We start from the raw sequence: 24,425 nt of genomic DNA, 5'->3' as shown, positions 1-24,425 counted from the left end.
GTGACATGGGTGGGTGTCCAATATTCGGTAACAGTTGCCCCGGTGCACTAGTCCCATCTGGAAACAAATCCGTAACGTGTTTGGGACGGCCCGTCCGGGCGGGCGGTAGGCTGCCGACTGTGAACGGATACCTGGGCTCGTACGCGACGCTCGGTCTCCTGCTGCTCGCCAGCGTTCTCTTCTTCGTTACGGCGTTCTCGGCCAACCGGGTGTTACGCCCGGCGCGTCCGGCCGACCCGCCGGGCAAGCGGGCCAGCTACGAGTGCGGGCTCGACCCGGTCGGCGCCGACTGGGCGCAGATGCAGATCCGCTACTACGTGTACGCCTACCTCTACGTGCTGTTCGCGGTCGAGGCGGTGTTCCTCTTTCCGTGGGCGGTGGTCTTCGACCGGCCGGGCTTCGGTCTGGTGACGGTGGTGGAGATGGCGGTGTTCGTGGCAGTGCTCGCGCTCGGCATCCTCTACGCCTGGCGTAGGAACATCCTTCGCTGGACCTGAGCGCCACTGCCTCCGGCGATCGTGTCGGTCCGTCCGACCGTTCGCTGTCGGTTACGGCGACGACCGGTCAGGCGAGCCCCCGGCGGGTGACGGTGGGCGGGCGGTCGCCTCGGATCGAGGCCACCATGTCCAGCACCCGGCGGGTCGGGCCGACCTGATGGGCCCGGAAGACCCGGGCGCCCGACCAGGCCGAGACGGCCGTCGCGGCGAGCGTCCCCTCCAGCCGTTCCGCCACCGGCAGGCCCAACGTCTCACCGATGAAGTCCTTGTTGGAGAGGGCCACCAGCACCGGCCAGCCGGTCGCGGTCAACTCGTCCAGTCGGCGGGTGATCTCCAGCGAGTGCCGGGTGTTCTTGCCGAAGTCGTGCGCCGGGTCGATGAGGATGCCGTCGGGGCGTACCCCTGCCGCCACCGCACGCTCGGCGAGCCCGGTCACCGTCGCGACCACGTCGGCGACCACGTCGGTGAAGGCGGCCCGGTGCGGCCTGGTCCGCGGCGTCAGCCCGCCGGCGTGCGAACAGACCAGGCCGGCGCCGGTCCGCGCGGCCACCCGGACCAACGCCGGGTCGACGCCCGACCAGGTGTCGTTGAGGAGATCGGCCCCGGCCGCCACGGCCTCCGTCGCCACCTCGGCCCGCCAGGTGTCGATGGAGATCACCACCTCCGGAAACGCGGCTCGGACGGCAGCGATGGTGTCCACCGTTCGCCGGATCTCCTCGGCGACGTCCACGTCCGCGCCGGGGCCGGCCTTGACGCCGCCGATGTCGATGATGGCCGCGCCCTCGTCCACCGCCCGCTCCACAGCGCGCAGAGCGCTGTCGGCGGCGTAGGTGGCCCCGCGGTCGAAGAACGAGTCCGGCGTGCGGTTGATGATCGCCATCACCACCAACTCGCCGGGGGCGAACGTGTGCCCACCCAGCCGAAGCGCCCCGGCCATGCCCGCCTCCTGGAAGTTCACGCCGTCGCCGCCGCGTCGGCCGGTCCCGACGCTAGTCGGTCGCCCGTCCACGATTCCGGGCGGGCGTCGGCACCGATCATGATCGAGGCGGGTGGCGGGGTCGCTCCCGGCCGGCTGCCATGCCACGATCAGTGCATGGGTCAGCTTCTGCTCCTCCTGGTCGTGGCGTTGACCGTCGCGGCGGTGATATTCGGCGTGACGGTGCTGGTCAGCGGGCGCGATCCCGGTCTGGTGCCGGCCGAGCCGGATTCGCAGGCCGTGGCGTTGCCGGGCACCCGCCCGTTGCGCGAATCCGACGTGGGGGCGGTCCGTTTCGACACCGGGTTGCGCGGGTACCGGATGGACCAGGTCGATAAGGCGCTGCGCCGTGCCGCCTACGACATCGGTTACAAGTCCGAGCTGATCGGCGTACTGGAGTCGGAGGTCATCGCCTTGCGTGAGGGGCGCACCGACGACGCGGACGTGCTGCGGCAGGCCCGCGAGCAGTCCGCCAGCAGGGTGACTCCAGTGGACGCGGCCGAGGCCGGCGAGGCGACCGAGCCGGGCGAAACGGCGGAGCCGGGCAAGGACGCGCCGCTGAACGGCGAGGCGGGCTCGGCCCCGGTCGGCTCGACGACTCCCGGTCCGTTGCCCGCCGCCAGCTCGTCCCCGGCGGATTCCGACGGGGTGGCACCTGCCGCCGCGCCCGCCGACGACGAATCGGCCGATCGTGAGCAGACCGCCGACACCGAGCAGCGCGACGCGGTGGTTCGGTCGGAGTCGGCATGACCGAGCCGGGGGGCGCCGACGATCTTCGCGAGGCGGCCCGACCCGGCGCCGGTGAGGTGACCGCCACGGTGATCGTCGAGGCCCCGGCGGAGAGGGTGTTCGCCGCGCTGCTCGCCTGGGAACGTCAGTCCGACTGGATCCCGTTCACCCGCGTCCGGGTGGTCGAGGGCGACGGGCGCGAGGGCAGCCGGATCGAGGCGGTGACCGCGCTCGGCCGGGCGACGCTGCGCGACGAGATGCTGGTGGTCCGGGTCGACGAGCCGTACGAGATCGGTGTCGTGCACCACGGCCAACTGCTGCGCGGCCCGGGGGTGCTGCGCTGCACCCAACTGGACCGGGACCGCACCCAGGTCGTCTGGCACGAGTGGTTCCACCTGCCGGGCGGTCGGGCCGGTCGGCTGGCGTGGCCGGTGCTCTGGCCCGGCTCCAAGCTCGGCCTCACCCAGGCGCTGAAGAGGTTTGCCCGTCTGGTCGAGCAGGGCCGGCTGCCCTGACCGGGGAGCCCGGCGCTGGCTGCCAGCCCGGTGCGCGGAAGAGATGCCCGACCCGGTGCCGCCAGGTCACCGCGGCGCGCAGGTCCCGGGCGATCGAGGCGTACTCGTGGAAGGCCACCCGGACCGGGTTGTAGCTGCCGACGTTAGTGGTCAGGCCGTACACGCAACGCTCCCGTTCCGGCGCGAACGACGCGAAGAGCCGGTCCCAGACGATCAGGATGCCCCCGAAGTTGCGGTCCAGGTAACTGCCCTGCGACGCGTGGTGCACCCGGTGGTGCGACGGGGTGTTGAACACCGCCTCGTACCAGCGCGGCATCTTGTCGATCCGCTCGGTGTGGATCCAGAACTGGTAGAGCAGGTTGACCGAGCCGCAGAACGCGACCACGGCCGGGTGGACGCCGGCCACGATCAGCGGGATGTAGAACACCCAACTGGTCAGGCCGGTCCACGGCTGGCGCAGCGCGGTGGAGAGGTTGAACCGCTGCGACGAGTGGTGCACCACGTGCGAGGCCCAGAGGATGCGGATCACGTGGTGGCCGCGGTGCGACCAGTAGTAGCAGAAGTCCTGCGCGAGCAGGATCAGCGGCCAGGTCCACCAGAGCTCGGCGACCCGCAGCGGGGTGAGCGCGTAGAGCAGCGCGTACGCGGCGGCGATCGGCACCTTCCAGAGCAGGTCGGCGAAGATGCTGCCCAGGCCCATCGTCAGGCTGGTCGCGGTGTCGGCGCCGCCGTAGCCGACCTCGTCGTCGTCGCGGTGCAGCAGGTAGGAGACCCGCTCCAGCACGATGAGCAGCACGAAGGCCGGGATCGACCAGGCGATGACGTCCGGGAACTCCTTCACCGCGCGGCCTCCGCTCGCCGTCACCGGTCGGGGCGCACCGTCGGGTGACCTCGACCTACCGGTCGGTAACAAGCACCATAGGCAGCCGGACGGCCGGTGGCAATGGGGTGTCGGACGGATGCCCTAGCGTGTACGAGGTGACTGACCTGGTGATCGGCGCCGATGGGCTGCCTCGCTGCGCCTGGGGGTCGAGCACCCCCGACTACGCCATCTACCACGACACCGAGTGGGGGCGGCCGCTGCGCGGCGACGACGCGCTCTACGAGCGGATGACGCTGGAGGCGTTCCAGTCCGGGTTGTCCTGGCTGACCATCCTGCGCAAGCGTCCGGCGTTCCGACTGGCCTTCGACGAGTTCCACATCCCGACCGTCGCCCGCTACGACGACGCCGACGTGACCCGGCTGCTCGCCGACGCCGGCATCGTCCGCAACCGGGCCAAGATCGAGGCGGCGATCACCAACGCCCGCGCCGCACTGGAACTGCCGGAGGGCCTGTCCGCGCTGCTCTGGTCCTTCGCGCCGGAGCCCCGGCCAACTCGCCCCGCCTCGTTCGCCGAGCTGGCGCCGATCACGCCGGAGTCGACGGCGATGGCCAAGGCACTCAAGAAGCGCGGCTTCCGGTTCGTCGGCCCGACCACCGCGTACGCGCTGATGCAGGCCACCGGGATGGTCGACGATCACATCGTCGGCTGTCACGTCACCCTTGCATCGGCGGCGTGATGAGATTGCAGGCATGACGACCGAGACCGCGCACCGGGCCGGTGCGGCCGGCAACGCCGACGGGGTGGGCACCTGGGCGGTGCTGCTGCCCGCCGAACGGTACGAGGCCGAGCGGCTCGTGCACCACGACACGCTGGAGCTGACCGGGCTGACCGACGTCGCGCGGCCAGGGCTGGGCGACCAGGTGGCCGTGCTTGTCGACGCCCCGCCACGGCTGGTGGCCCTCGGCCGGGTCACCGCGCCGGGTCGACGCCATCGCGAAGACCCGGACGACCCGCAGTCCCCGGTCGAGCCGGGCACGCTCGTTGTCGCGTACACCCGGCGGGCCTTCGACGAGCCGGTGCCGGCCGACCTGCTGACGTTCGACGGGCCGGTCACCGCCGTGGAGCCGGCGGCCTTCCGGGCGCTGGCCGACCAGCTCGGCCCGCCCCCGGCGCGGCGCACCTGGCTGGTCAGCCTCGACCTGCCGATCGAGGCCGGCACGCCGGCCGAGGCGGTTCGGCTGTTCTGGTCCTACGTGCAGGAGCTGGGCCCGCGTGAGCTGCCCGCCTTCGTCTCGCCGGCCGGCGACGAGCTGGCCATGCAGGCGTTCGTGCTGGGCGAGCAGGCCAACCAGGACCCGGAAGAGGACGACTAGAAAAGCTTGTCCACTCGTCCCCGCCAGTCGGCGAGGACCGGGCCCGGGTCGGTGTCCAGCACCCGCTCCAGCAGCGTGGCGTAGACGTCCCGGAAGTCGGTGGTGTATTTCAGGTCGCCGTCGTCGAGGTCGGTGAGGCTTGGTGGTGCGCCGTGCCAGCCACCCCGGACGCCCGCGCCGAGCAGCAGCACGTCCGAGGCGGTGCCGTGGTCGGTGCCGTCCGAGGCGTTGGCCCGTACCCGACGGCCGAACTCGGAGTAGACCGCCACCACCACCTTCCGGCCCGCCTCGGTGCGACTCATCCGGTCGGCGAACCCGGTCAACGCCCGGTCCAGCTGACCCAGGAGCACGGCCTGCAACTGCTTCTCGTCGGCGTGCGTGTCGAAGCCGCCCAGCGACACCGAGAAGACCCGGGTGGACACTCCCGCCTCGACGCACTGCGCGACCAGGTCGAGCTGTGCGTCCAGTGGGGTGCGGGCCCCGCCGGTGGCCGTCGCGGGGGCCTGCTCGCCGTCCGGGTCCGCCGTGTCCGGGTCGGCGGAGTCGCGTACCTGGCGGATCATCTCGTCCACCGACCGCAGGTCGGCGAAACAGGCGGCGGCCCGGCCCCGGGCCGCCGACTCGCCCGCCTCGGCGGCGGCGAACGCGGTCAGTGTCGCCGCGGGCAGCCCCTTCGCGGCCTTCCGGTCGGTCACCGGCACTGCCGCACCGGCGCTCTCGGCCCCGGCCAGCAGCGGCGGCAGCGCCGGTTCGAAGGAGACCGCCAGCCGGGGGTCGCCGCCGGCGCGGTCCAGCCACCGCCCGAGCCAGCCGGTGTTGCCGGGCCGGTCCGGTTGCGCGGTGTGCCAGATGTCCATCGAACGGAAGTGGCTGCGGTCCGGCTTCGGGTAGCCGACTCCGCGCACGATCGCCAACCCACCGCCGGACCAGCGCTGGTGCAGGCCGGCCAGCGCCGGGTTGAGGCCGAAGTCGTCGTCCAACCGCCGCACCTCCCCGTCCGGGTACGCCAGCTCCGGGCGAGCCGCCCGGTAGGCCGGGTCGCCGTACGGGATGACAGTGTTGAGGCCGTCATTGCCGCCGTAGAGGGTCACCAGCACCAGCGTGCGGGACTGCGGGTCCCGGTCCCCGCTGGTGTCCAGCAGGTCCCGCAGGCTGTACGCGCCGGCCCCGGCGGCCAACGCGCCCGCGCCGACCACCCCGCTGGTCAGCAGGAACCTGCGTCGGGTCACTGTGTCCATGTCGACTCCTCCGCTCAGCTGACTGTGTATTCGGGGCTGACCAGGCCGGCGGCCAGCAGTTTGCGGGGCTCACCGGCCAGCGGGGTGAGAGCCGCCCGGGTGCGTGCGCCCCACCCGTCGACCACCAGCAGTCGGGCCAGCGCGTCCGGTCGGCCGGCGGTGGGCGCGGCGGTCAGGCGGGCCAGCACCGCTGGTGCCGTGGCGGCGGCGAGCACCCCGGCCGTCCGCAGCCGGGCCTGCAACGACGAGGTGGTCAGCCAGGCGGACCCGGCCGGCCAACCACCGACGCTCGGTGGGCGCAACGGCACCTGGTCGAGCGCGTTCAGACCGGCCAGCAATTGTCGACGTTGCTGCTCGGGCAGCGCGGACGGTCGGATACCGAGCTGCCGCAGCGCACCGACCAACCACTCCACCGGTTGCTTCACCAGCGTGCCCCGGGTCTGCGCGAAGGCCGGCGCGGAGAAGAGCGCCCGCACTGTCGCGATGATGTCCGCGCCGGCCAGGCCATCCGGTGCGGGGGTCTCGGTGCCGGCGTAGCGGAACCAGAGCCGACCGGCCACGAAGGTCGCCGCCGCCGGTTGGGCCGCCAGCAGGCCGGCGTACGCCTCGGCGTCGAACCGGCTGCTCCGTCCGAGGATGCTCTTCTCGCCGGGGTCGTGCCGGCGGGTCTCGAAGCGGGCCGCACCGGTACGCCGGTCGACCACCCAGCCGGTCAGGGCCCGCGCGCCGGCCTTCACGTCGGCCTCGCTGTAGGCGCCGATGCCGAGGGTGAACAGCTCCATCAGCTCGCGGGCCAGGTTCTCGTTCGGTGCCTTGCGGGTGTTCTTCTGCCCGTCCAGCCAGACGATCAGGGCGGGGTCGCGCACCATCGCGGCGAACAGTGGGCCCAGCGGCCCACGACCGTGCCGGCGCAGCGTCTCCAACTGGCCCACCATCAGCCGCGCCGACTTGACCTTCTGCGCGCTGGTGGCCCAGTGCCCGTGCCAGAAGAAGAGCAACTTCTCGGTCAGCCCGTCCTCGGCGGCCACCATCCGGTCCAGCCACCACTCGGTGACCTGCTGGAGTTGCTTGCGGCGCTCCGCGTTGGCCTGCTGCCGTTGCTCACGGGTGGAGTCCTTGGTCAGCCCGGCGTACGGGTCCGGGGGCAGCGTCGGAACCGGTGTGGCCGCCGCACCCCGATCCGTGGCGGGCGGGGTGAGCAGCCGGTCCAGTGTCGCCGCCGGCCCGGCCCGCTCGGCCGCGTCCACCTCGTCGGCGGTCGGCCCGAAGGTGGCGCGGCGCAGCAGGTGCGCCACCGATTCACGATCGCTCATACCGGCCGACGCTAGGCGTTCCGTGTTCGAGGACGGTAAGGGCGGCGTCCGGATCGCGTTCAGCGTCCCTCGAAGACCGGTTTCTGCTTGCCGACGAAGGCGAGGGTGGCCGCCCGGTGGTCGGCGGTGGCGCCGCAGATCGACTGGGCCTGCGCCTCGGCGGCGAGCGCGTCGGCGAGGGTGCCGGCGTCGGCGATGGAGAGCTGTCGCTTGATCGCCCCGTACGCGACGGTCGGGCCGGCGGCGAGGCGGGCGGCCAACTCCTGGGCGACGGGCAACACCTGCTCGTCGTCGTCCGTCAGCCGGTTGAGCAGGCCCAACCGGCAGGCCTCCTCGGCGCGGACCGGCTCGGCCAGCAGCAGCAGCTCCACCGCCTTGGCGTGGCCGACCAGCCGGGGCAACGTCCAGGAGGCGCCGGTGTCGGCGGCGAGACCGATCTTGGCGAAGGCCATCAGGAAACTGGTGGTCGGACCGCCGATGCGGATGTCGGCCAGGAACGCCAGCGACGCGCCCGCCCCGGCGGCCATCCCGCGGACCGCGGCGATCACCGGCTTGGGCAGGTTGGCGAGCCGGGCGGCGATCGGGTTGTAGTGCGCCCGCACGGTGCCCAGCGGGTCACTGGCGGAGTTTTCCAGGGTGGCCACGTGCTCGCGCAGGTCCTGACCGGCGCTGAACGCCCCGCCGGCCCCGGCCAGGACGACAGCACGGCAGGACCGGTCGGTCTCCAGCTCCGCGAGGGCGTCCCGCAGCGCCTCCTTGAGCGCCACGTCGAGCGCGTTCATCGCGTTCGGCCGGTTCAGCGTGAGGGTGACGACGGCGTCGGTCCGGTCGACCAGCAGCGGCTCGGTCACGTGTCTAACGACCCTTCTGTCGGACGATGCGGTTGCCGGCGTCGAGGCACTGTTCGACGTACCGGTCGGCGGCCGGACGCAGGCGGGCTGCGTGCCGGTCGAAGAAACTGGCCGCGGCGGTGCCGGGCCACCGCTCGGGCAGCAGCGCCGGGGGCAGCTGCGGATCCTGGAAGAGGAACGTACGCCACGCGTGCACGAGGCGGAACCGCGTCGCGTACGCCTCCTCGTCGCTGCTGCGCACGGTGACCGCGGCGAGCAGCGGGCGCTGGTCCGCGACGAACCGCTCGTAGGCGCGGCCGATCTCGGCCAGGTTCCAGGCGCGTCGGACCACGCCCATCGCGCCGGGGGTGCCGGAGAAGTGCGAGGCGGTGAACCGCTCGAACCGGATGCCGGTCTCGGCGAGGAGGAGGTCGACGTCCTCGGCGGGGCGGGTGGCGACCCAGGTCTGCTCGTCGAGCGTTCCGTAGCCGAGGAAGCTCAGATTCGCGGCGAGCCGTTGGCGGTCCCGCCGGGAGCCCGGGGCCTCCAACACCAGGAGGTCGAACCGGCCGTCCCAGGTGACCCGGCCGGTCCGGTAGATCCGGGCGGCTGCCTCGTCGAGTCGGCGGGCAGCTTTCGGTGTGATCGAATATCCCGGTCCGGAGACCAACCGGAGGGGCTCGAGCCAGCCTTGGCGCACCATCCGGGAGACGGCGGTGCGAACTGCTGGCGGTGCGATTCCCAGCGGCGCCAGTAGCTTGACCAGGGCAGCAACCGGTGCCCGGCCACCCCTCGGACGGAGGTGGTCGCCGTACAGGTCGAAGAGTGCCGACCGTGCCTGCATGACCGCACATTGTGACAGGCCTTCTCAAGATAAGCTAGATGCTGTTACATCAATGCTGCTCCGGTTTGGGTCCGGCGGTGTTCATCAGGGAAAATCGTTTGTCGACACCCCCGTGACCGTTGCGGGTGGTCGTGACGAAGTGGCTGTGGGGCAACCCACCGACCCTGGTGTAGGTCTGAGGGGAGACAACATGGCGGCGATGAAGCCGCGGACGGGCGACGGTCCGCTGGAAGTCACCAAGGAGGGGCGGGGCATCGTGATGCGGGTCCCGCTGGAGGGCGGTGGCCGGCTCGTCGTCGAGATGACTCCCGACGAGGCCAACGCGCTCGGTGACGCACTGAAGGCAGCGGCCGGCTGAGTAAGGAGTGCTCCGGGCGGCTCACGCCGCCCGGAACGTTCTTTGGACCCTGAGCCACCGGAATCGCCGGTGGCTCAGGGTCTTCAACGCTGCGGTCAGGTGGGTTCGCCACCGGTCCGCGACACTTTTCTGGAGGTACGGTTCCGCGTGCTCGCAATCCGTCTGATCGCCGAGCCGGACCGGCTCGACGTCCTCGTCCTGCCCGTCCGCTCCGCCGATTCGACGGCGGAAGGTGACACCTCGGCCGAGCCAGTATCGACAGCCGTGGCGGGCCCGGACGGCACGGCCGACGAGGCGGCCGCGCTGGCGTCAGCGGCCCGGCTGACGGGCCGAGCCGGCGAGATCCACACTCAGCTGCGCCCCGGGCGTACCCCCGGCCGGCTGCTGCTGCTCGGCATCGGTGACGGCGGCGAGGCGGCTTGGCGGACGGCCGGCGCGGCCCTGGCCCGCTCAGCTTCAGCTGAGACGCATATCACCATCGCGCTGCCCGCCGAGGTGACCCCGGCCGCAGTTCGCGGGTTGACCGAGGGGCTGCTGCTCGCCCCGTACCGGTTCCGACTCACCGAGGCCGGCGACCGACCGGCGCTCACCGGCGTCGACCTGCTGCTCGACGACCCCGCCGGGTACGAGGACACCGTCGCCACGGCTCGGACCACGGCCGCGATGACCCATCTCGCGCGGGACCTGACCAACACTCCCTCGTCGGTGAAGACCCCGCAGTGGTTCGCCGACCAGGTGGCCTCCGCCGCGGCCGACCTTCCGGACCTGCGGCTGCGGGTCCGTGGCCCGGCAGAGCTGACCACCGAGGGCTTCGGCGGGATCCTCGCCGTGGGCGGTGGATCCGCCAGCGGACCCCGGCTGGTCGAACTGGACTGGCACCCCGCCAACGCGCGCACCCATGTGGTGCTGATCGGCAAGGGCATCACCTTCGACACCGGTGGCATCTCGATCAAGCCGGTGGCGTCGATGAAGCTCATGCGCAAGGACATGGCCGGCGCGGCCGCTGTCGTCGCCGCCACCCTTGGTGCCGCCGCGCTGCGGTTGCCGGTCCGGATCACCACATTGACCCCGCTGGCCGAGAACATGGTCAGCGGCTCGGCGTTCCGCCCCGGCGACGTCATCCGGCACTACGGCGGTACGACCAGCGAGACGACAAACTCCGACGCCGAGGGTCGGCTGGTCCTCGCCGACGCGCTGGCGTACGCGGTGCAGCAGCTCAAACCGGACCTGCTGCTCGACCTGGCGACGCTCACCGGCGCGAACTCGGTGGCGCTGGGCAAGCGCACCGCCGCCCTCTACAGCGAGAACGACGAGTTGGCCGCCAGCGTGCTGGCGGCGGCCGAGGCGGCCGGCGAGTCGGCGTGGCGGATGCCGCTGCACACCGACTACGTCGAGTACCTCGGCAGCGAGATCGCCGATCTCTACAGCGCACCCGCGCAGGGTGCCGGGTCGGTGCTGGCCGCGCTCTACCTGCGCGAGTTCACCGGCGAGCTACGAGACCGCTGGCTGCACCTGGACATGTCCGCCCCGTCCTGGGCCGACAGCGACCAGGCCGAGGTCAGCCGAGGCGCCACCGGTTGGGGAGTCCGCTCGTTGCTGCGCTGGCTCGCCGACGTCAACTAGCGCGTGGGTCAGAGCCCCGGCCCGACCGAGGCTCTGACCCGTCCTGGGCTCGGATCAGCACTTCACCGCGGCGAGCAGCCCGTGGCCGACCGGAAGCAGCGCGGGAATCCAGTGCTCCGACTCCCGGACCGCCTTGATCGTTTCGCGAACCGTCACCGTCTCCGCGTCCCGGGCGGACGGGTCGCCGATCCGGCCGCTGGCCAGCACACCGTTGAGCGCCAGCACGCCGCCAGGCCGCAACAGCCGCAGCGCCGCCTCCACACAGGCGTGGAAGCCAGTCGCCTCCGCGTCCACGAAGACCAGGTCGTACGCACCGTCGGCGAGCCGGGGCAGCACGTCGAGCGCCCGACCGGTGATGATCCGGGTACGCCCGGCCGCGAAACCCGCCTCGGCGAAGATCCGCCGGGCGATCCGCTGGTGCTCCACCTCCACGTCGATGGTGGTGAGCACGCCGTCGACGCGCATGCCGCGCAGCAACCAGACGCCGCTGACTCCGGTGCCGGTGCCGATCTCCACCACCGCACGGGCGTTGCCGGCGGCGGCCAGCAGCCGCAGCGCCGCCCCCGCGCCGGGGGTGACCGCGTCGAGGCCCACCTCCCGGGCCAGGCTGCGGGCGGTACGCAGAACGAGATCCTCGGTGACGTACGACTCGGCGAAATGCTGGGCCTGTGTCGTCGAACTGCCGGAACCGGCGACCGTGGCGATGGGGCACCTCCGGGGGCGGTGCGTGGTGCGGGGGCGGGTTGGCACTGTGAGCGTAGAGGCGACCGTCGTGGGGCGCAGCCGCGCCTCCGCCGGAAGCGATCACCGGGGCAACCGCTGACTGCACCGCGTCCATCCGTGCAATCCTGGAGGCGGTATCCCGTCAGCCGCGACCAGACCGGCCCGTGGCCGGGCGACGCGGCGCGGGATCCGGGGACGGACTGGGAGGCACCGACGTGACCGACGGCTGGGACTGGCGCCGGGGCGGTGAGACTCCGGCTCCGGCGCGACCGCCCGGGGCAGGAGCCCCGTCGGTGGGGCCGCCGACCATGCCGGGGGCCGACCGTGCGCCCCTCGCCCCGCCAGGCAGCGGGCCGACACCGGGCTGGCCGGGGCCGGCTGTGGGCGCCCCCAACTCGGCCGACGCGTCGGCCTGGTGGTCGGACGCGCTCGCCGACCCCTGGCGCGACCCGGCGGCCCCTACCGCAGTGGTGGTGCCCGGGGTGGTGGCCCCCGGCACCGAGCCCGAGCCGGTCAGCGACCCCGACGCGCCGGGCCGGCCGACTCTGCGCCACCTGTTGCTCATTCCCGTGATCACCGCGCTGCTGGCCGGCACCCTCGGCGGTGCGTTGGGCTACGCGTTCGCGGTGCGCGGCGGCGCTGGTGCGGCGGTCCTCGGCGGTGCGCCCGCGGAGGTGCCGGCGCTGGCGCAGCGCAAACCGGAGTCGCTGGCCGGGGTCGCCGAACGGGTTCTGCCCAGCGTGGTCACCGTACGGATGAGCAGCCTCGGCGGGACCAGTGAGGGCTCCGGGTTCATCGCCACCGCCGACGGCCATGTGATCACCAATGACCATGTGGTGGCCGGCGGCACCGGCAAGGCCTCGGTGGTCTTCAACGACGGCAGCACCGCGCCGGCGACCATCGTCGGCCAGGACGCGGAGTCGGACATCGCGGTGATCAAGGTGAGTCGTCCCGGGTTGCGACCCGTGGAGTTCGGCGACTCCGACGCGCTGGCGGTCGGCGACCCCGTGCTCGCCATCGGCTCGCCGTTGTCGCTTGCCAACACGGTCACCGCCGGCATCGTGAGTGCGCTGGACCGGACGATGCAGGCCGGTGAGCCGGGCGGCCCGGTGCGGTACTACGCGGCCATCCAGACCGACGCCGCGGTCAACCACGGCAACTCGGGCGGCCCACTTGTCGACGGTGCCGGCCGGGTGGTCGGAGTGAACTCCACCATCAAGTCACTCGTGGCCGAGGGACACGAGGCGGGCAACATCGGGCTCGCCTTCGCCATCCCGATCAACCAGGCCAAGCGGGTGACCCAGGACATCATCGGCACCGGTAAGGCCCGGCGTACGGTGATCGGCGCCCGGGCGGACGGCCCCACCGGGGTTGTCGGGGGTGGCCTGCGGCTGGCCGAGGTGGAGCCGTCCGGCCCCGCGGACGGCGCCGGACTGAAGGTCGGCGACGTGATTCTCAAGATCAACGGGCGGCCGATGACCGAGCCGACGGATCTGACGGCGTTGGTCCGCAAGTACGCGCCGGGCTCGGTCGTGACCGTCGAGTATCGGCGGGGCTCCGCTCGGCAGAACACCTCGGTAACTCTCGCCGCGGACGCGAAGTGACTCACCACGGAAGCGAAGTGAACAGCGGCGCACCCCTTGCCCGAAAGCCGTCCGCCGTGCGTAGTCTTGCTGCTGACGCCGAGAGGAGGCCCGCGGGATGCTCGACAACCTGAACTGGTGGGAGATCGGTGCGCTGCTGCTCCTGGCGCTGCTGATCTTCGGCGACCGGCTCCCCGCCGTGATCACCGACGGCCTGCGGTTGGTGCGCAACCTGCGCAACATGGCCCGCAACGCCACCGGCGACCTGAGCCGTGAGCTGGGCACCGACATTCAGCTGGAAGACCTGCATCCGAAGGCGTTCATCCGCAAGCACCTCCTCAGCGAGGAGGACGAGGCGGCGATCCGCAAGCCGTTGCAGGGCGTCTACGACAACCTGCGCGCGGACGTCAGCGGCGTGCACAACGACCTGAAGGACGTGGCCAACGCCGCCGACCTCCGGTCGAACGAGGCCCGCTCCGGCACTGCCACCAGCAGCCCCTCGGCTCCGGCCCCCCGCGCCAGCTACGACGACGCCACCTGACCGACCCGCGCCCCGACCGGCTAGTGCCCGCGACCGGCTGGTCCCGCCCTGCCCGGACTCGGCCGGATCGCGCCCGCCGCGGCGGCCTTGCTGGACCACCCACCGGCACGACTCAGCCCGCCGGCCAACAGTGGCCGACGGGCTGACGGTGTCCCGGGTGGTCAGCGCCCAGCGGGCTTGAGACCGAGTGGCTTGCCGAGCAGTGACTCGCGGCGCAGGGCGAGCCGGTCGGCGATCGTGCCGAGCGCCTGAGCGGCCGGGGAGCCCGGCTCGGCCAGCACGATCGGGTTGCCGGCGTCGCCGGCCTCGCGGACCCGGGTGTCCAGGGGGATCTGACCGAGCAGCGGCACCTGCGCGCCGATGGTCCGGCTCAGCGACGCGGCCACCGCCTCACCACCGCCGGCGCCGAAGATCTCCATCCGGGAGCCGTCCGGAAGCTCCAGCCAGGACATGTTCTCGATGACGCCTACCACCCGCTGGTGGGTCTGCAGGGCGATCGCCCCGGCCCGCTCGGCGACCTCGGCGGCGGCGGTCTGCGGGGTGGTGACGATCAGGATCTCCGAGTTGGGCAGCAACTGGGCCAGCGAGATGGCCACGTCACCAGTGCCCGGCGGCAGGTCGAGCAGGAGCACGTCCAGGTCGCCCCAGTAGACGTCGGCCAGGAACTGCTGCAGTGCCCGGTGCAGCATCGGACCGCGCCACACGACTGCGGCGTTGCCGGAGGTGAACATGCCGATGGAGATCACCTTCACGCCGTGCGACTGCGGCGGCATGATCATGTCCTCGACGCGGGTGGGCCGGGCCTCCGTGCCGAGCATTCGCGGCACCGAGTGGCCGTAGATGTCGGCGTCGACCACGCCGACGGAGAGCCCGCGGGCGGCGAGCGCCGCCGCCAGGTTGACAGTGACGCTGGACTTGCCGACGCCACCCTTTCCGCTGGCCACCGCGTACACGCGGGTGCGCGAGCCGGGCTGGGCGAACGGGATGACGGGCTCCTCGGTCGCGCCGCCGCCGCGCAGCTGCGACTGCAACCCCTGCCGCTGCTCGGGGGTCATCACACCGAAGTCGATCTCCACGCCGGTGACGCCGGGCACCGCGGCGACGGCGGCCGTGATGTCGTTACGCAGCTTGTCCTTCAGCGGGCAGCCGGCGACGGTGAGCAGCAGCTCGACGCGGACGACACCGCTGGCACCGATCGTGGCGGAGCGGACCATGCCCAGCTCGGTGATGGGCCGGCGGATCTCCGGGTCGTTGACGGTGGCCAGGGCGGCCTGGATCGCGTCCTCGACGGTGCTCACGGGTGCTGACATGCCCGCAATGCTACGTCGCGGGGCATCCGTTGCCGCCGCTGCCCGGGGCGGTGTGAGCCAATCGATGACCCGTCGGTCAGCTCTCCGACCGGCGCGGGCCGGTGCCGTCCGGCCGGGCGTCCCGGGTGAAGTCGCCGTCCAGGTCGTCGCGGGGTTCTTCCAGGCCGACGCCGTCGGTCGGCCGCTGGCCACGTCGCTCCTGCCGGCTGTCCTTCTCCTGCTGGCGGCGCTCCAGTCGCTGCCGGCGTTGCCCCACCTCGTCCAGCTCCTCGGCCAGCCGGGCCAGCTCGGAGCGGAGGAAGTCGCGGGTGGCGACCTCACCCAGCGCGATCCGCAGGGCCGCGATCTCCCGGGCCAGATACTCGGTGTCCGCCTTCTGCGCGGTGGCTCGCCGCCGGTCCTCCTCCAGGGCCACCCGGTCCCGGTCGGCCTGCCGGTTCTGGGCCAGCAGGATCAGCGGGGCCGCGTAGCTGGCCTGCAACGACAGCACCAAGGTCAGGAACGTGAAGGTGTACGGGTCGAAGCGCAGGTCCGCCGGGGCCAGGGTGTTCCAGACGAACCAGATCGCGATCACCACAGTCATGACGACGATGAAGTTCGCGGTGCCCATGCCCCGGGCGATGCCCTCGGACCACCGACCGAACGCCTCCGCGTCGAACCGGGGCAGCTTCACGCCCCGGGGCTCGCGTGGCTGGTCGAGACGCTCTGTCCGACGCTGGTCAGCCATCTGCGCCGTCCAGCGCAGGGTCGGTGGTGCCCGGGGCGGCGAGGGCGTCGCGGTCCCGCCAGTCCCGGGGCAGCGAGTGGTCCAGCACGTCGTCGACGGTGACGGCGCCGACCAGCCGGTTGTTGCGATCGATCACCGGCATGGCGACCAGGTCGTAGGTGGCCATCCGGCGGGTGATCTCCGGCAGCGGCGTGGTGGGGCGCAGCGGGTCGATGTCGTTGACCACCACCTTGCCGAGCAGGTCGGCCGGGGGTTCGCGCAGCAGCGCCTGGAAGTGCACCATGCCCAGGTAACGGCCGGTCGGCGTGTTCTGCGGTGCTCGGGTCACGAAGACCTGCGCGGCGACGGCGGGGGAGAGCTGTGGCTCCCGGATCCGGGCCAGCGCCTCGGCGACTGTGGCGTCCGGCGGCAGGATGACCGGCTCCGAGGTCATCACACTGCCCGCCGTGCCGGGGGTGTACTTCAGTAGTTGGCGTACCGGATCGGCCTCGTCCGGCTCCATCAGGTCCAGCAGCACGTCCTGCTCGGGTGGGGGCAGCTCGTTGAGCAGGTCCGCGGCGTCGTCCGGGTCCATCTCCTCCAGGACGTCGGCGGCCCGCTCCCGGTCGAGGGCGGCGAGGATCTCCACCTGGTCGTGCTCCGGCAACTCGCTGAGCACGTCGGCCAGTCGCTCGTCGTCCAGCGCGGCCGCCACCTCGTTGCGTCGCGCGTCGGGCAGATCCTGCAACGCGTTGGCCAGGTCGGCGGGGCGCATGTCCTCCAGTACGGCGAGCAGGTTCGCCGTACCCCGGTTGTCGGCGATGCCGCTGAGCCCGCGCACCCGGTCCCACTCGACCTGGTGCAGGTGGCCGCGGCGGCTGAGCCGACCGGTCTGCTCGCGTACGGCGACACGGGTCAGCGACCACTCGCCACCCCGGGTGCACTCCATCGCGACGTCCACGACCGCGCCGGGCTGGCCGCCCGGGTCGAGTTGCACCCGCCGGTCGAGCAGTTCCTGGAGCACCAGCAGCTCGTTCGGGCGCTTCTCGAACCGGCGCAGGTTGAGGGTGCCGGAGCCGAGCACCACGGCGTCCGCGTCGATGGAGGTGATCCGGTTGATGGACAGGAAGATCCGGCGACGCATCGGCATCTCGGCGACGAGACCCACCACCTCCGGCGGACGCTTCGTCGCCCGCAGCCGTGCCACGGCGTCACGAACCCGCCCCACCTGGTCACCGTTCGGGTCGAAGACGGCGACTCCGGCGAGACGGGCGATGTAGACCCGGGTCGGCGTACTCACGGGCACCAGCCTAAGCGCCTAGTGTTTATCAACATGTCGACCTTGGCCTACGAGATCGTGGACGTCTTCACCGATCGCCCCTTCGCCGGCAACCCGCTGGCGGTGGTGTTCGGCGCGGAGGCGCTGGCCACCGAGCAGATGCAGGCGCTCGCGTTGGAGTTCAACCTGTCCGAGACGGTGTTCGTGCTGCCTCCGACCCAGGTCGGCGTCACCTACCGGGCCAGGATCTTCACCCCGGTGGAGGAGTTGCCGTTCGCCGGGCACCCCAGCGTGGGCGCGGCGGTCACCGCCTGCAGACGGGGCATGTTCGGTGTGGGGCAGGTCACTCAGGAGTGCCGGGCCGGTGTGCTGCCGATCGAGGTGACCGCGTCCGGGGCGACGCTGACCGGTGGCGCTCCGACGCTCGGGCCGGAGCTGGACCCGGAGCCGTTGCTGGAGATCGCCGGGCTGGTCGCCGACGACCACCTCGGGCCGCCCCCACGGGTCGCCGGCTGCGGGCTGGAGTTCCCGTACCTGCCGGTGCGTCCGGAGTCGGTGGCCCGCGCCCGGGTGGACCCGGCGGCGGCGCAGCGGTACGGGGTGTCGCACGTCAGCGTCTTCTCCTGGGACGCGGCCGCGCAAACCGCGCACGCCCGGGTCTTCGTGCCGGGGATCGGCGTTCCGGAGGACCCGGCGACCGGTTCGGCGGCGCTCGGCCTCGGTGTCTGGCTGGTGGCGAGTGGTCTGCTGCCCGGCGAGGGGCGCTCGGAGTACGCGGTCCGTCAGGGCGTGGAGATGAACCGTCCGTCCGCGTTGGCCTGCACTGTCACCGCGGCGAACGGGGTGGCGGTCGGCGCGACGGTCGCCGGCCAGGTGGTGCCGGTGGCCCGCGGTGAGATCGCCGTGCCGCCGTTCGTGGGCTGAGCGGAGGCGCCGATGCGGGAGGATGCGGGTGTGACGGACGAGGACGCCCCCGGGGGCACCCCACTGGTCGACGAGGCGATGAAGAAGGCCGCCGTGGCCTGGGTCAGCGTTGCGGACGGGCCGGCGCTCGCGCTCTGGTGCGCACCGCTGGAGGGCGCGCTGCTGGTGGTCAGCGGGCCGGGCGAGCAGGCCGCACCGGGTCTGGCCGACGCGACCGAGGCCCAGGTCACCCTGCGCGGCGACCACGGCGGTCGGATCGTCACCTGGCCGGCCCGGGTGAGCCGGTTGCAGCCGGGCACCGAGGCGTGGGAGGTGACCGCGCCGCTGGTGGCGGCGAAGCGCCTCAACGCGCCAGGTCCGACCGCCGACCTGGTGGCCCGCTGGGCGGCCGACGGATGCGCGGTGAACCGGCTCGCCCCGGCCGGTACGCCGCTGGCCGGATCGGAGTTGCCGGCCGACGCGCAGGCCGAGCCACCTCGGCCGACTCCGGCGGTCCGGGCCACCCGTAAGCCGTTCCGACTGCACCGGGTCCGCCGCCGCTGATCGGTCGATCAGCCCGTCCGACCGCCGACGCCCGCCACCGCGGCGTCGGCGTCGACGAGGGCGAGCACGTCGCCCAGGGCGCCGAGCGTCGGGCCGCACCAGTCCCGGTCGGCGTTGAAGACCATGTGCGTGGCCAGATCCGGTGCGGCGAGCCGGACGGCGGTCATCCCGGCCCGCTCGGCGCCGGTCAACTCCTGGCTGCCGCCGTCACCGACGTAGAGGCAGTCGCCCGGAGCGAGCCCGAGCCGGTGGCAGGCCGTCAGGTAGAGCGTCGGATCCGGCTTGCACCGCCCGACCTGCACCGAGAAGACCCGAACGTCGAGCAGGGGGGCGACAGCGAGCTGCGGCAGGAAGGCCGGCAGTTCGTGCGTACAGTCGCTGATCACGCCGGTGCGCAGGCCGCGCTGGCGCAGAGCCGCCAGCACCGGCACCGCGTCGGCGCGCAGCCAGGTGTCGGCGCGGACCGCCCGGTGCCGGGACGCCACAGCTGCCCGTACCGCATGGTCGCTGGGGTGTACGCCGGCCTGGGCGCACACCCAGCGCAGCGTCGCCTCCGCGTCGCCGAGCCGGCCGCTGGCCCGCTCGTAGTAGGTGCGGTTCAGCACCTCGGTCAAGATCTCAGTGGGACAGCCGAGCAGTTCGGCGGTGCCGACGTGCGCGACACCGCGTTGTACCGAACGGGTCAGGGTGCCGAAGAAGTCGAACAGCACCGCCTGGTAGCTGGGCATGGGGGAGCGCCTCCGGGCGGTCGAGGGTCGCCGGCGCGAACCCGCGTGATCGTAACGGAGTGATGACCCTCCGTGCTGACCGTCATACGTGTGAGGATTACGTCCCGTGCCCCCACCTCCACCCCGGCCGTCCCTGGACCCGCTGACCACCGGCGCGGTCGGGCTGGCAGTGGTCGCCGTGTCGTCGTCCGCGCCGCTGATCGCGTACGCCGCAGCCCCCGCGCTGGCCATCGCGTTCTGGCGCAACCTGCTCGCGGTGGCCGTGCTGAGTCCCTTCGCGCTGGCCCGACGCCGCGCCGAGTTCCGCAGACTGGCAGTGGGTGCGGGCCGGCGGGAGGGCCTGTTCTGCGTGCTGTCCGGGGTCGCCCTGGCCGGGCATTTCGCGACCTGGGTGCCGAGCGCCCAGCTCACCTCGGTCGCCACGTCCACAGCCCTGGTCGCCACCCAGCCGGTCTGGCAGGGGCTGATCGCCCGCGCCCAGGGGCGTCCGCTGCCCCGGGTGGTGTGGATCGGCATCGCGGTGGCGGTCGGCGGCGCGGCGGTCGCCACCGGGGTGGACGTGGCGGTCTCCGGTCGGGCCGTCCTCGGTGACGTGTTGGCGCTGATCGGTGCCATGTTCGCCGCCGTCTACACCGCTTTCGGGGAACGGGCCCGGGTCAGCATCAGCACCACCACCTACACCACCATCTGCTACGGGATCTGCGCGCTGATCCTGCTGACCCTGTGCGTGGTCGGCGGCGTACGGCTGACCGGCTTCGACGGGCGTACCTGGCTGGCCATCCTGGCCCTGGTGGCGGGCGCCCAACTGCTCGGGCACTCGATGTTCAACTACGCCCTGCGGAAGATCCCGGCTACCACTGTCAGCGTGCTGATCCTGCTGGAGGCGCCCGGCGCGGCAGTGCTCGGCTGGGCCTGGCTGGGTCAGCTGCCCCGCCCGTACGCGTTGCTCGGGATGGCGTTGCTGCTGGCCGGCGTGGCGGTGGTGGTGCTCGGCGGCCGGCGGAGCGAACCCACAGCCCTCCCGGCCGACCCGACCCCGCTGGCCGACTGATCAACCCAAGCGGGCGGACCGAGGCCCCACCCACCTACCGGGCTAGCCCTCGTGCACCTCGATCACCCGGGTCGTCGGCGCGGCTTCGCCGAGGGCGGTACGCAGGGCAGCCCGGTCCGGGTCGGCGAGGAACGACTCGTAGCCGGCCCGCCCGTCGAACCGGATCACGTGCACCTCGGCCTGCCCGCCGGTGCCGCGCAGACGCCGCTCCAACCGGCCGCCGTGCCGTTCGAGCAGGGCCAGCACGGCGTCCTCGTAGCGCTGCCCGGCGGCCTCGGCCCCGACCGCGAACTCGACGATCGCGACGAGTGTCAGCACACCGGCCCGGTCAGTCATCGAGACCGACGGCCTTGGCGCTCGCCGTCCACAGCCGGGCGGCGAGCTGCGGATCGGCAGCCTTCCGGAGCGGTCGACGCGGTCGGCGGTCGACGTAGTAACCCCCGTTGATCAGCCGGGAGCGCTCCTGTTTGGCCAACCACACAAGGGTCTCGGCACCCTTCTCCGGGCTGCGGAACGGCATGAACCGCATGCCGAACGCGACAAGCCTGCTGTCGTTGGCGAACCGGGTACGGACCACGCCGGGGTGGAAGCTGTACGAGGCAACGTCCGGCCAGCGCCGGGCGGCCTCGGCGGTGAACAGGACGTTCGCCTGCTTGCTGGTGCCGTACGCGCCCATCGGCCGGTAGTCACGCAGTGGCTTGTTCAGGTCGTCCGGGTCCAGTGCGCCGAAGCGGTGCGCGCCGGAGGCGGTCACCACGACCCGGCCCACCCGGTCGGCGAGCAGGTTGGTCAGCAGGAACGGGGCCAGGTGGTTCGCCTGGATCGACATCTCGAAGCCGTCGACAGTGCTCAGTGGTTGCAGCGCGATCGCGCCGGCGTTGTTGGCGAGCACGTCGATCCGGTCGTAGGCGGACCGGAGCTGCCCGGCCAGTCGACGTACGTCGTCGAGGATCGCGAAGTCGGCCCGGAACAGCTCCGGACGTTCACCGGAGTTCTCCCGTACCCGAACGGCAGCGGCCTGCAGGCGGGCCGGGTCCCGCCCGACCAGCACCACCTGGTCGCCCCGACAGGCCAGGTGCACGGCGGCGGCCAGCCCGATGCCGGAGCTGGCCCCGGTCACCACCACCAGTCGGCGCCCAGTGAGATCTTCCACAGGTCCATTCACCCCGGTCATGGCGCGAGGTTACCGTGGCGTCACAACGCCCTTTGGGATCGTTAAGGTCCCGGATCTGTCGTCAGGTGGCGTCGGCATGCCCGCCGGACGCTGGAAGGAGCGCATCCATGGCCGCAGTCGGTCGCCCCCGCAGGTCCTGCCTCGCCGTGCCGGGTTCCAGCGTGAAGATGCTCGGCAAGGCTCAGGGCCTCCCGGCCGACCAGGTCTTCCTCGACCTGGAGGACGCCGTCGCCCCACTGGCCAAGCCGGACGCGCGCAAGAACATCGTTGCCGCCCTCAACGAGGGCGACTGGGCCGGCAAGACCCGGGTGGTCCGGGTCAACGACCTGACCACCCCGTGGACCTACCGGGATGTCATCGAGGTCGTCGAGGGCGCCGGCGCCAACCTGGACTGCATCATGCTGCCGAAGGCGCAGACCGCGGCCCAGGTGCAGTGGCTGGACCTGACGCTCACCCAGATCGAGAAGACGATCGGCCTGGAGGTCGGTCGGATCGGCATCGAGGCGCAGATCGAGAACGCCGCCGGTCTGGTCAACGTGGACGCGATCGCCGCCGCCTCGCCGCGCGTGGAGACCATCATCTTCGGCCCGGCCGACTTCATGGCGTCGATCAACATGAAGTCGATGGTGGTCGGCGGCCTGATCCCGGACTACCCGGGCGACCCGTACCACTACATCCTGATGCGGATCCTGATGGCCGCGCGGATGCACGACAAGCAGGCCATCGACGGCCCGTTCCTGCAGATCCGCGACGTCGACGCGTTCCGCGAGGTGGCCAAGCGCTCGGCCGCGCTGGGCTTCGACGGCAAGTGGGTGCTGCACCCGGGCCAGATCGACGCCGCCAACGAGGTCTACCAGCCGGCCCAGGCCGACTACGACCACGCCGAGCTGATCCTCGACGCGTACGAGCACTACACCTCGGAGGCCGGCGGCCGGCTCGGAGCCGTGATGCTCGGCGACGAGATGATCGACGAAGCGTCCCGCAAGATGGCGCTGGTGGTCGCGGCCAAGGGCCGGGCCGCCGGGATGAGCCGCACCTCGTCGTTCACCCCACCGGAGCAGTGACCGGCCGGGCCGGGACGACCGCCGCCGGCTGTCGGTCCGGCCCGACAATCGGCGGTACGCCGGCCCGCCCGCCGGTCAGTAGCTACTGCTGCTGTTGTCGCTGGTCGCGATCGCGTAGACGATCGCGGCGACGTAGATGAGGATCACCAGCACCAGGAACCCGGTGAGAATCCAGCCGACGATGATGGCAGCCTTCGCCATCCCCGCCCCGCCCTCGCCGCTGAGCCGGATCTGCTTCTGCGCCACGTGGCCGAGGATCGCGCCGATCGGCGCGGTGATGCAGGACGTGAAACCGATCAGGGCCAGCACGAACGCCGCGATGGCCAGCCCGTTGGTCTTCGGCGGCTGGGGGTAGCCGTAGCCGGGGTACTGCGGCGGATAACCGGGCGGGGCGTAACCGGGCATCGGCTGGGCCGCTGGCTGCTTCGCACCGGCGTACGGGTCGACCGGGGCGTACGGGTCCGGGGCGTAGGCGGTCGGGGCGTATGGGGCCGGGGCGTACGGGTCCGGGGCGTACGGGTCGACCGGGCCAGCTTGGGCGGGCACCGGCTGACCGGCCACCAGTGTCGGATCCGGTGCGGGGCTCGACGGCTGGGCCGACCACGTGGGATCGCTCCAGTTGCCGGGCGGCGGGGGATTGGTCATACGAACTCTCCGTCAGGTTGGGGTGCGGAGACAGGGTAGCCAGCGCCGCCCAAACCCGACGCCCCTGCTTCCGGGTGCCGCGTTGCTCGGGCCGGTCGTAACGGGCAGGATCCCTGTCATGGCATACGACGCGCGCGCCGCGGACCGCTCCGGCAGTCGACCCCGACGGGACGTCAGCCGCCCGGGTGCGGCCCGGCGCGCCCGGACGGCCGCCCCGGCGGGCAGCCCCGGCCCCGACGAGCCGGTCGCGCTCACCGACCCGGTCACCATGCGCCTCGACGGGCGGGTCGCCCTGGTCACCGGGGCGGGCAGCCCGGACGGCATCGGGTACGCCACCGCCCGGCGACTCGCCGACCTGGGCGCGCGGGTGGCCATCGTCTCCACCACCCGACGCATCCACGAGCGGGCGACCGAGCTGGGGGTGACCGGCTTCGTCGCGGACCTGACCGACGAGTCCGAGGTCGGCGCGCTGGCCGATGCGGTCGCCGAGCAGTTGGGCGACGTCGAGGTGCTGGTAAACAACGCTGGCCTGGCCAGTCGCGCCAGCCAGGGGGTGCTGCGGCCGGTAGCGCAGTTGACCTACGACGAGTGGCGCGGTGAGATCGACCGCAACCTCTCCACAGCGTTCCTGTGCAGCCGGGCGTTCATCGGGGGGATGGCCGAGCGGGGTTGGGGTCGGATCGTCAACCTGTCGGCCACGGCCGGCCCGGTCAACGCCCTGCCCACCGAGGCCGCGTACGCCGCGGCGAAGGCCGGGGTCGTCGGGCTGACCCGGGCCCTGGCCATGGAGATGATCGCCGACGGGGTGACAGTCAACGCGGTGGCGCCGGGCACCATCTACACCGCGGCGTCCACCATGGCCGAGATCAAGCAGGGGTTGGGCACCCCGGTGGGGCGGCCGGGCACGCCGGACGAGGTCGCCGCGGCGATCAGCTTCCTCTGCTCGCCGGCCGCCTCGTACATCACCGGCCAGATGCTGGTGGTGGACGGCGGCAACAGCGTCCGGGAGGCCCGCTTCCGCTGACGACGACGGT

28 protein-coding genes are annotated in these 24,425 nt (G+C 72.4%); 14 read left to right on the top strand and 14 right to left on the bottom strand.

Annotated features, from left to right (window positions below):
• Window positions 1–119: 119 nt before the first annotated feature.
• Window positions 120–497, top strand: coding sequence for an NADH-quinone oxidoreductase subunit A (ndhC, locus tag NIE111_RS07455; RefSeq protein ID WP_091394827.1), 378 nt, complete (start codon window positions 120–122; stop codon window positions 495–497).
• 67 nt (window positions 498–564) lie between these two features.
• Here ndhC and folP read toward each other — a convergent pair whose 3' ends face one another.
• A complete protein-coding gene (gene folP, locus NIE111_RS07450; protein ID WP_238683657.1) occupies window positions 565–1,434 on the bottom strand; it encodes a dihydropteroate synthase in 870 nt (289 codons plus the stop codon).
• A 156-nt stretch (window positions 1,435–1,590) separates the two neighbouring features.
• Here folP and NIE111_RS07445 point away from each other — a divergent pair, with 156 nt between their 5' ends.
• Together NIE111_RS07445 and NIE111_RS07440 are read left to right on the top strand one after the other, a co-directional pair.
• A complete protein-coding gene (locus tag NIE111_RS07445; RefSeq protein WP_238683656.1) occupies window positions 1,591–2,223 on the top strand; it encodes a DivIVA domain-containing protein in 633 nt (210 codons plus the stop codon).
• Window positions 2,220–2,717 carry an SRPBCC family protein gene (locus NIE111_RS07440; protein WP_238683655.1) on the top strand — a complete coding sequence of 166 codons (498 nt, stop codon included), beginning with the start codon at window positions 2,220–2,222 and terminating at the stop codon, window positions 2,715–2,717. Before NIE111_RS07445 ends, NIE111_RS07440 begins: the two co-directional genes overlap by 4 nt.
• Here the strand turns inward: NIE111_RS07440 and NIE111_RS07435 are convergent.
• Window positions 2,662–3,582 (bottom strand): sterol desaturase family protein, encoded by a 921-nt coding sequence (locus tag NIE111_RS07435; RefSeq protein WP_238683654.1) that lies wholly within the window; start codon window positions 3,580–3,582, stop codon window positions 2,662–2,664. The two genes, NIE111_RS07440 and NIE111_RS07435, sit on opposite strands and share 56 nt — an antisense overlap.
• 113 nt (window positions 3,583–3,695) lie before the next feature.
• Here NIE111_RS07435 and NIE111_RS07430 point away from each other — a divergent pair, with 113 nt between their 5' ends.
• Entirely contained in the window at window positions 3,696–4,277 is a 582-nt protein-coding gene (locus NIE111_RS07430) for a DNA-3-methyladenine glycosylase I (protein ID WP_308193642.1), read from the top strand.
• Window positions 4,278–4,290: 13 nt separating this feature from the next.
• The gene (locus NIE111_RS07425) at window positions 4,291–4,914 is read left to right on the top strand and encodes a hypothetical protein (RefSeq protein WP_238683653.1); all 624 of its coding nucleotides are present in this window, start codon (window positions 4,291–4,293) and stop codon (window positions 4,912–4,914) included.
• Here the strand turns inward: NIE111_RS07425 and NIE111_RS07420 are convergent.
• Genes NIE111_RS07420 through NIE111_RS07405 form a run of 4 tightly spaced genes read right to left on the bottom strand, consistent with a single transcriptional unit; the run spans window position 4,911 to window position 9,139 of the window.
• Entirely contained in the window at window positions 4,911–6,152 is a 1,242-nt protein-coding gene (locus NIE111_RS07420; protein ID WP_238683652.1) for a DUF1501 domain-containing protein, read from the bottom strand. The genes NIE111_RS07425 and NIE111_RS07420 overlap by 4 nt on opposite strands.
• 14 nt (window positions 6,153–6,166) lie before the next feature.
• A complete protein-coding gene (locus NIE111_RS07415) occupies window positions 6,167–7,465 on the bottom strand; it encodes a DUF1800 domain-containing protein (protein ID WP_238683651.1) in 1,299 nt (432 codons plus the stop codon).
• A gap of 59 nt (window positions 7,466–7,524) precedes the next feature.
• Window positions 7,525–8,316, bottom strand: a complete 792-nt coding sequence (locus tag NIE111_RS07410) for an enoyl-CoA hydratase-related protein (protein ID WP_238683650.1) — start codon at window positions 8,314–8,316, stop codon at window positions 7,525–7,527.
• Between the two features lie 4 nt (window positions 8,317–8,320).
• A complete protein-coding gene (locus NIE111_RS07405; protein WP_091394799.1) occupies window positions 8,321–9,139 on the bottom strand; it encodes a PaaX family transcriptional regulator in 819 nt (272 codons plus the stop codon).
• A 190-nt stretch (window positions 9,140–9,329) separates the two neighbouring features.
• Here NIE111_RS07405 and NIE111_RS07400 point away from each other — a divergent pair, with 190 nt between their 5' ends.
• Both NIE111_RS07400 and NIE111_RS07395 read left to right on the top strand, forming a co-directional pair.
• Window positions 9,330–9,497 (top strand): DUF3117 domain-containing protein, encoded by a 168-nt coding sequence (locus NIE111_RS07400; protein WP_007455245.1) that lies wholly within the window; start codon window positions 9,330–9,332, stop codon window positions 9,495–9,497.
• A gap of 147 nt (window positions 9,498–9,644) precedes the next feature.
• Window positions 9,645–11,120 (top strand): leucyl aminopeptidase family protein, encoded by a 1,476-nt coding sequence (locus tag NIE111_RS07395; protein ID WP_238683649.1) that lies wholly within the window; start codon window positions 9,645–9,647, stop codon window positions 11,118–11,120.
• 54 nt (window positions 11,121–11,174) lie between these two features.
• On the opposite strand, the gene NIE111_RS07390 is transcribed toward NIE111_RS07395, so the two are convergent.
• Complete coding sequence (locus NIE111_RS07390) at window positions 11,175–11,744, bottom strand: O-methyltransferase (RefSeq protein ID WP_238683858.1); 570 nt, start codon at window positions 11,742–11,744, stop codon at window positions 11,175–11,177.
• 299 nt (window positions 11,745–12,043) lie between these two features.
• Here NIE111_RS07390 and NIE111_RS07385 point away from each other — a divergent pair, with 299 nt between their 5' ends.
• Window positions 12,044–13,447 carry a S1C family serine protease gene (locus NIE111_RS07385; protein WP_238683857.1) on the top strand — a complete coding sequence of 468 codons (1,404 nt, stop codon included), beginning with the start codon at window positions 12,044–12,046 and terminating at the stop codon, window positions 13,445–13,447.
• 97 nt (window positions 13,448–13,544) lie between these two features.
• Entirely contained in the window at window positions 13,545–13,967 is a 423-nt protein-coding gene (locus tag NIE111_RS07380; RefSeq protein ID WP_091394791.1) for a twin-arginine translocase TatA/TatE family subunit, read from the top strand.
• A 161-nt stretch (window positions 13,968–14,128) separates the two neighbouring features.
• On the opposite strand, the gene NIE111_RS07375 is transcribed toward NIE111_RS07380, so the two are convergent.
• The 3 genes from NIE111_RS07375 to NIE111_RS07365 all read right to left on the bottom strand — a co-directional run bounded on the left by NIE111_RS07375 (window position 14,129) and on the right by NIE111_RS07365 (window position 17,283).
• A complete protein-coding gene (locus NIE111_RS07375; protein ID WP_238683648.1) occupies window positions 14,129–15,277 on the bottom strand; it encodes an Mrp/NBP35 family ATP-binding protein in 1,149 nt (382 codons plus the stop codon).
• 76 nt (window positions 15,278–15,353) lie between these two features.
• Window positions 15,354–16,004: a DUF1003 domain-containing protein gene (locus NIE111_RS07370; protein WP_238683647.1), complete on the bottom strand. Its 651-nt coding sequence runs from the start codon at window positions 16,002–16,004 to the stop codon at window positions 15,354–15,356.
• Window positions 15,997–17,283, bottom strand: a complete 1,287-nt coding sequence (locus NIE111_RS07365; RefSeq protein ID WP_238671210.1) for a magnesium transporter MgtE N-terminal domain-containing protein — start codon at window positions 17,281–17,283, stop codon at window positions 15,997–15,999. Before NIE111_RS07365 ends, NIE111_RS07370 begins: the two co-directional genes overlap by 8 nt.
• A gap of 33 nt (window positions 17,284–17,316) precedes the next feature.
• On the opposite strand from NIE111_RS07365, the gene NIE111_RS07360 reads away from it, so the two are divergent.
• Together NIE111_RS07360 and NIE111_RS07355 are read left to right on the top strand one after the other, a co-directional pair.
• Window positions 17,317–18,186, top strand: coding sequence for a PhzF family phenazine biosynthesis protein (locus NIE111_RS07360; RefSeq protein WP_238683646.1), 870 nt, complete (start codon window positions 17,317–17,319; stop codon window positions 18,184–18,186).
• A gap of 12 nt (window positions 18,187–18,198) precedes the next feature.
• Entirely contained in the window at window positions 18,199–18,729 is a 531-nt protein-coding gene (locus NIE111_RS07355; RefSeq protein ID WP_238683645.1) for a hypothetical protein, read from the top strand.
• An 8-nt stretch (window positions 18,730–18,737) separates the two neighbouring features.
• Here the strand turns inward: NIE111_RS07355 and NIE111_RS07350 are convergent, their stop codons facing one another.
• Window positions 18,738–19,457, bottom strand: coding sequence for an HAD family hydrolase (locus tag NIE111_RS07350; RefSeq protein WP_238683644.1), 720 nt, complete (start codon window positions 19,455–19,457; stop codon window positions 18,738–18,740).
• A gap of 106 nt (window positions 19,458–19,563) precedes the next feature.
• Here NIE111_RS07350 and NIE111_RS07345 point away from each other — a divergent pair, with 106 nt between their 5' ends.
• On the top strand, window positions 19,564–20,508 hold the full coding sequence (locus tag NIE111_RS07345) for a DMT family transporter (RefSeq protein ID WP_238683643.1): 945 nt from the start codon (window positions 19,564–19,566) through the stop codon (window positions 20,506–20,508).
• A gap of 42 nt (window positions 20,509–20,550) precedes the next feature.
• On the opposite strand, the gene NIE111_RS07340 is transcribed toward NIE111_RS07345, so the two are convergent.
• Both NIE111_RS07340 and NIE111_RS07335 read right to left on the bottom strand, forming a co-directional pair.
• Window positions 20,551–20,844 carry a hypothetical protein gene (locus NIE111_RS07340; protein WP_238683642.1) on the bottom strand — a complete coding sequence of 98 codons (294 nt, stop codon included), beginning with the start codon at window positions 20,842–20,844 and terminating at the stop codon, window positions 20,551–20,553.
• The gene (locus tag NIE111_RS07335; protein WP_238683856.1) at window positions 20,837–21,661 is read right to left on the bottom strand and encodes an SDR family NAD(P)-dependent oxidoreductase; all 825 of its coding nucleotides are present in this window, start codon (window positions 21,659–21,661) and stop codon (window positions 20,837–20,839) included. The genes NIE111_RS07340 and NIE111_RS07335 overlap by 8 nt, the downstream gene beginning before the upstream one ends.
• Before the next feature lie 128 nt (window positions 21,662–21,789).
• On the opposite strand from NIE111_RS07335, the gene NIE111_RS07330 reads away from it, so the two are divergent.
• Window positions 21,790–22,746 carry an HpcH/HpaI aldolase/citrate lyase family protein gene (locus NIE111_RS07330; RefSeq protein WP_238683641.1) on the top strand — a complete coding sequence of 319 codons (957 nt, stop codon included), beginning with the start codon at window positions 21,790–21,792 and terminating at the stop codon, window positions 22,744–22,746.
• 75 nt (window positions 22,747–22,821) lie between these two features.
• Here the strand turns inward: NIE111_RS07330 and NIE111_RS07325 are convergent, their stop codons facing one another.
• Complete coding sequence (locus NIE111_RS07325; RefSeq protein ID WP_238683640.1) at window positions 22,822–23,391, bottom strand: DUF4190 domain-containing protein; 570 nt, start codon at window positions 23,389–23,391, stop codon at window positions 22,822–22,824.
• A gap of 118 nt (window positions 23,392–23,509) precedes the next feature.
• On the opposite strand from NIE111_RS07325, the gene NIE111_RS07320 reads away from it, so the two are divergent.
• Window positions 23,510–24,415: an SDR family NAD(P)-dependent oxidoreductase gene (locus NIE111_RS07320; protein ID WP_210781830.1), complete on the top strand. Its 906-nt coding sequence runs from the start codon at window positions 23,510–23,512 to the stop codon at window positions 24,413–24,415.
• The last annotated feature ends 10 nt before the right edge of the window (window positions 24,416–24,425 follow it).

Source organism: Micromonospora hortensis (genome assembly GCF_022230935.1).
GTDB lineage: Bacteria > Actinomycetota > Actinomycetes > Mycobacteriales > Micromonosporaceae > Micromonospora > Micromonospora hortensis.
This window is presented reverse-complemented; position numbering and strand designations above follow the sequence as displayed.

Coding starts and splice junctions, on each gene's coding strand:
- NIE111_RS07355 (WP_238683645.1), top strand. CDS start 18,199: ATGCGGGAGGATGCGGGTGTGACGGACGAGGACGCCCCCGGGGGCACC.
- NIE111_RS07325 (WP_238683640.1), bottom strand. CDS start 23,391: ATGACCAATCCCCCGCCGCCCGGCAACTGGAGCGATCCCACGTGGTCG.
- NIE111_RS07445 (WP_238683656.1), top strand. CDS start 1,591: ATGGGTCAGCTTCTGCTCCTCCTGGTCGTGGCGTTGACCGTCGCGGCG.
- NIE111_RS07415 (WP_238683651.1), bottom strand. CDS start 7,465: ATGAGCGATCGTGAATCGGTGGCGCACCTGCTGCGCCGCGCCACCTTC.
- NIE111_RS07350 (WP_238683644.1), bottom strand. CDS start 19,457: ATGCCCAGCTACCAGGCGGTGCTGTTCGACTTCTTCGGCACCCTGACC.
- NIE111_RS07405 (WP_091394799.1), bottom strand. CDS start 9,139: ATGCAGGCACGGTCGGCACTCTTCGACCTGTACGGCGACCACCTCCGT.
- NIE111_RS07370 (WP_238683647.1), bottom strand. CDS start 16,004: ATGGCTGACCAGCGTCGGACAGAGCGTCTCGACCAGCCACGCGAGCCC.
- folP (WP_238683657.1), bottom strand. CDS start 1,434: ATGGCCGGGGCGCTTCGGCTGGGTGGGCACACGTTCGCCCCCGGCGAG.
- NIE111_RS07375 (WP_238683648.1), bottom strand. CDS start 15,277: ATGTCAGCACCCGTGAGCACCGTCGAGGACGCGATCCAGGCCGCCCTG.
- NIE111_RS07400 (WP_007455245.1), top strand. CDS start 9,330: ATGGCGGCGATGAAGCCGCGGACGGGCGACGGTCCGCTGGAAGTCACC.
- NIE111_RS07320 (WP_210781830.1), top strand. CDS start 23,510: ATGGCATACGACGCGCGCGCCGCGGACCGCTCCGGCAGTCGACCCCGA.
- NIE111_RS07360 (WP_238683646.1), top strand. CDS start 17,317: ATGTCGACCTTGGCCTACGAGATCGTGGACGTCTTCACCGATCGCCCC.
- NIE111_RS07425 (WP_238683653.1), top strand. CDS start 4,291: ATGACGACCGAGACCGCGCACCGGGCCGGTGCGGCCGGCAACGCCGAC.
- NIE111_RS07340 (WP_238683642.1), bottom strand. CDS start 20,844: ATGACTGACCGGGCCGGTGTGCTGACACTCGTCGCGATCGTCGAGTTC.
- NIE111_RS07440 (WP_238683655.1), top strand. CDS start 2,220: ATGACCGAGCCGGGGGGCGCCGACGATCTTCGCGAGGCGGCCCGACCC.
- NIE111_RS07380 (WP_091394791.1), top strand. CDS start 13,545: ATGCTCGACAACCTGAACTGGTGGGAGATCGGTGCGCTGCTGCTCCTG.
- NIE111_RS07420 (WP_238683652.1), bottom strand. CDS start 6,152: ATGGACACAGTGACCCGACGCAGGTTCCTGCTGACCAGCGGGGTGGTC.
- NIE111_RS07330 (WP_238683641.1), top strand. CDS start 21,790: ATGGCCGCAGTCGGTCGCCCCCGCAGGTCCTGCCTCGCCGTGCCGGGT.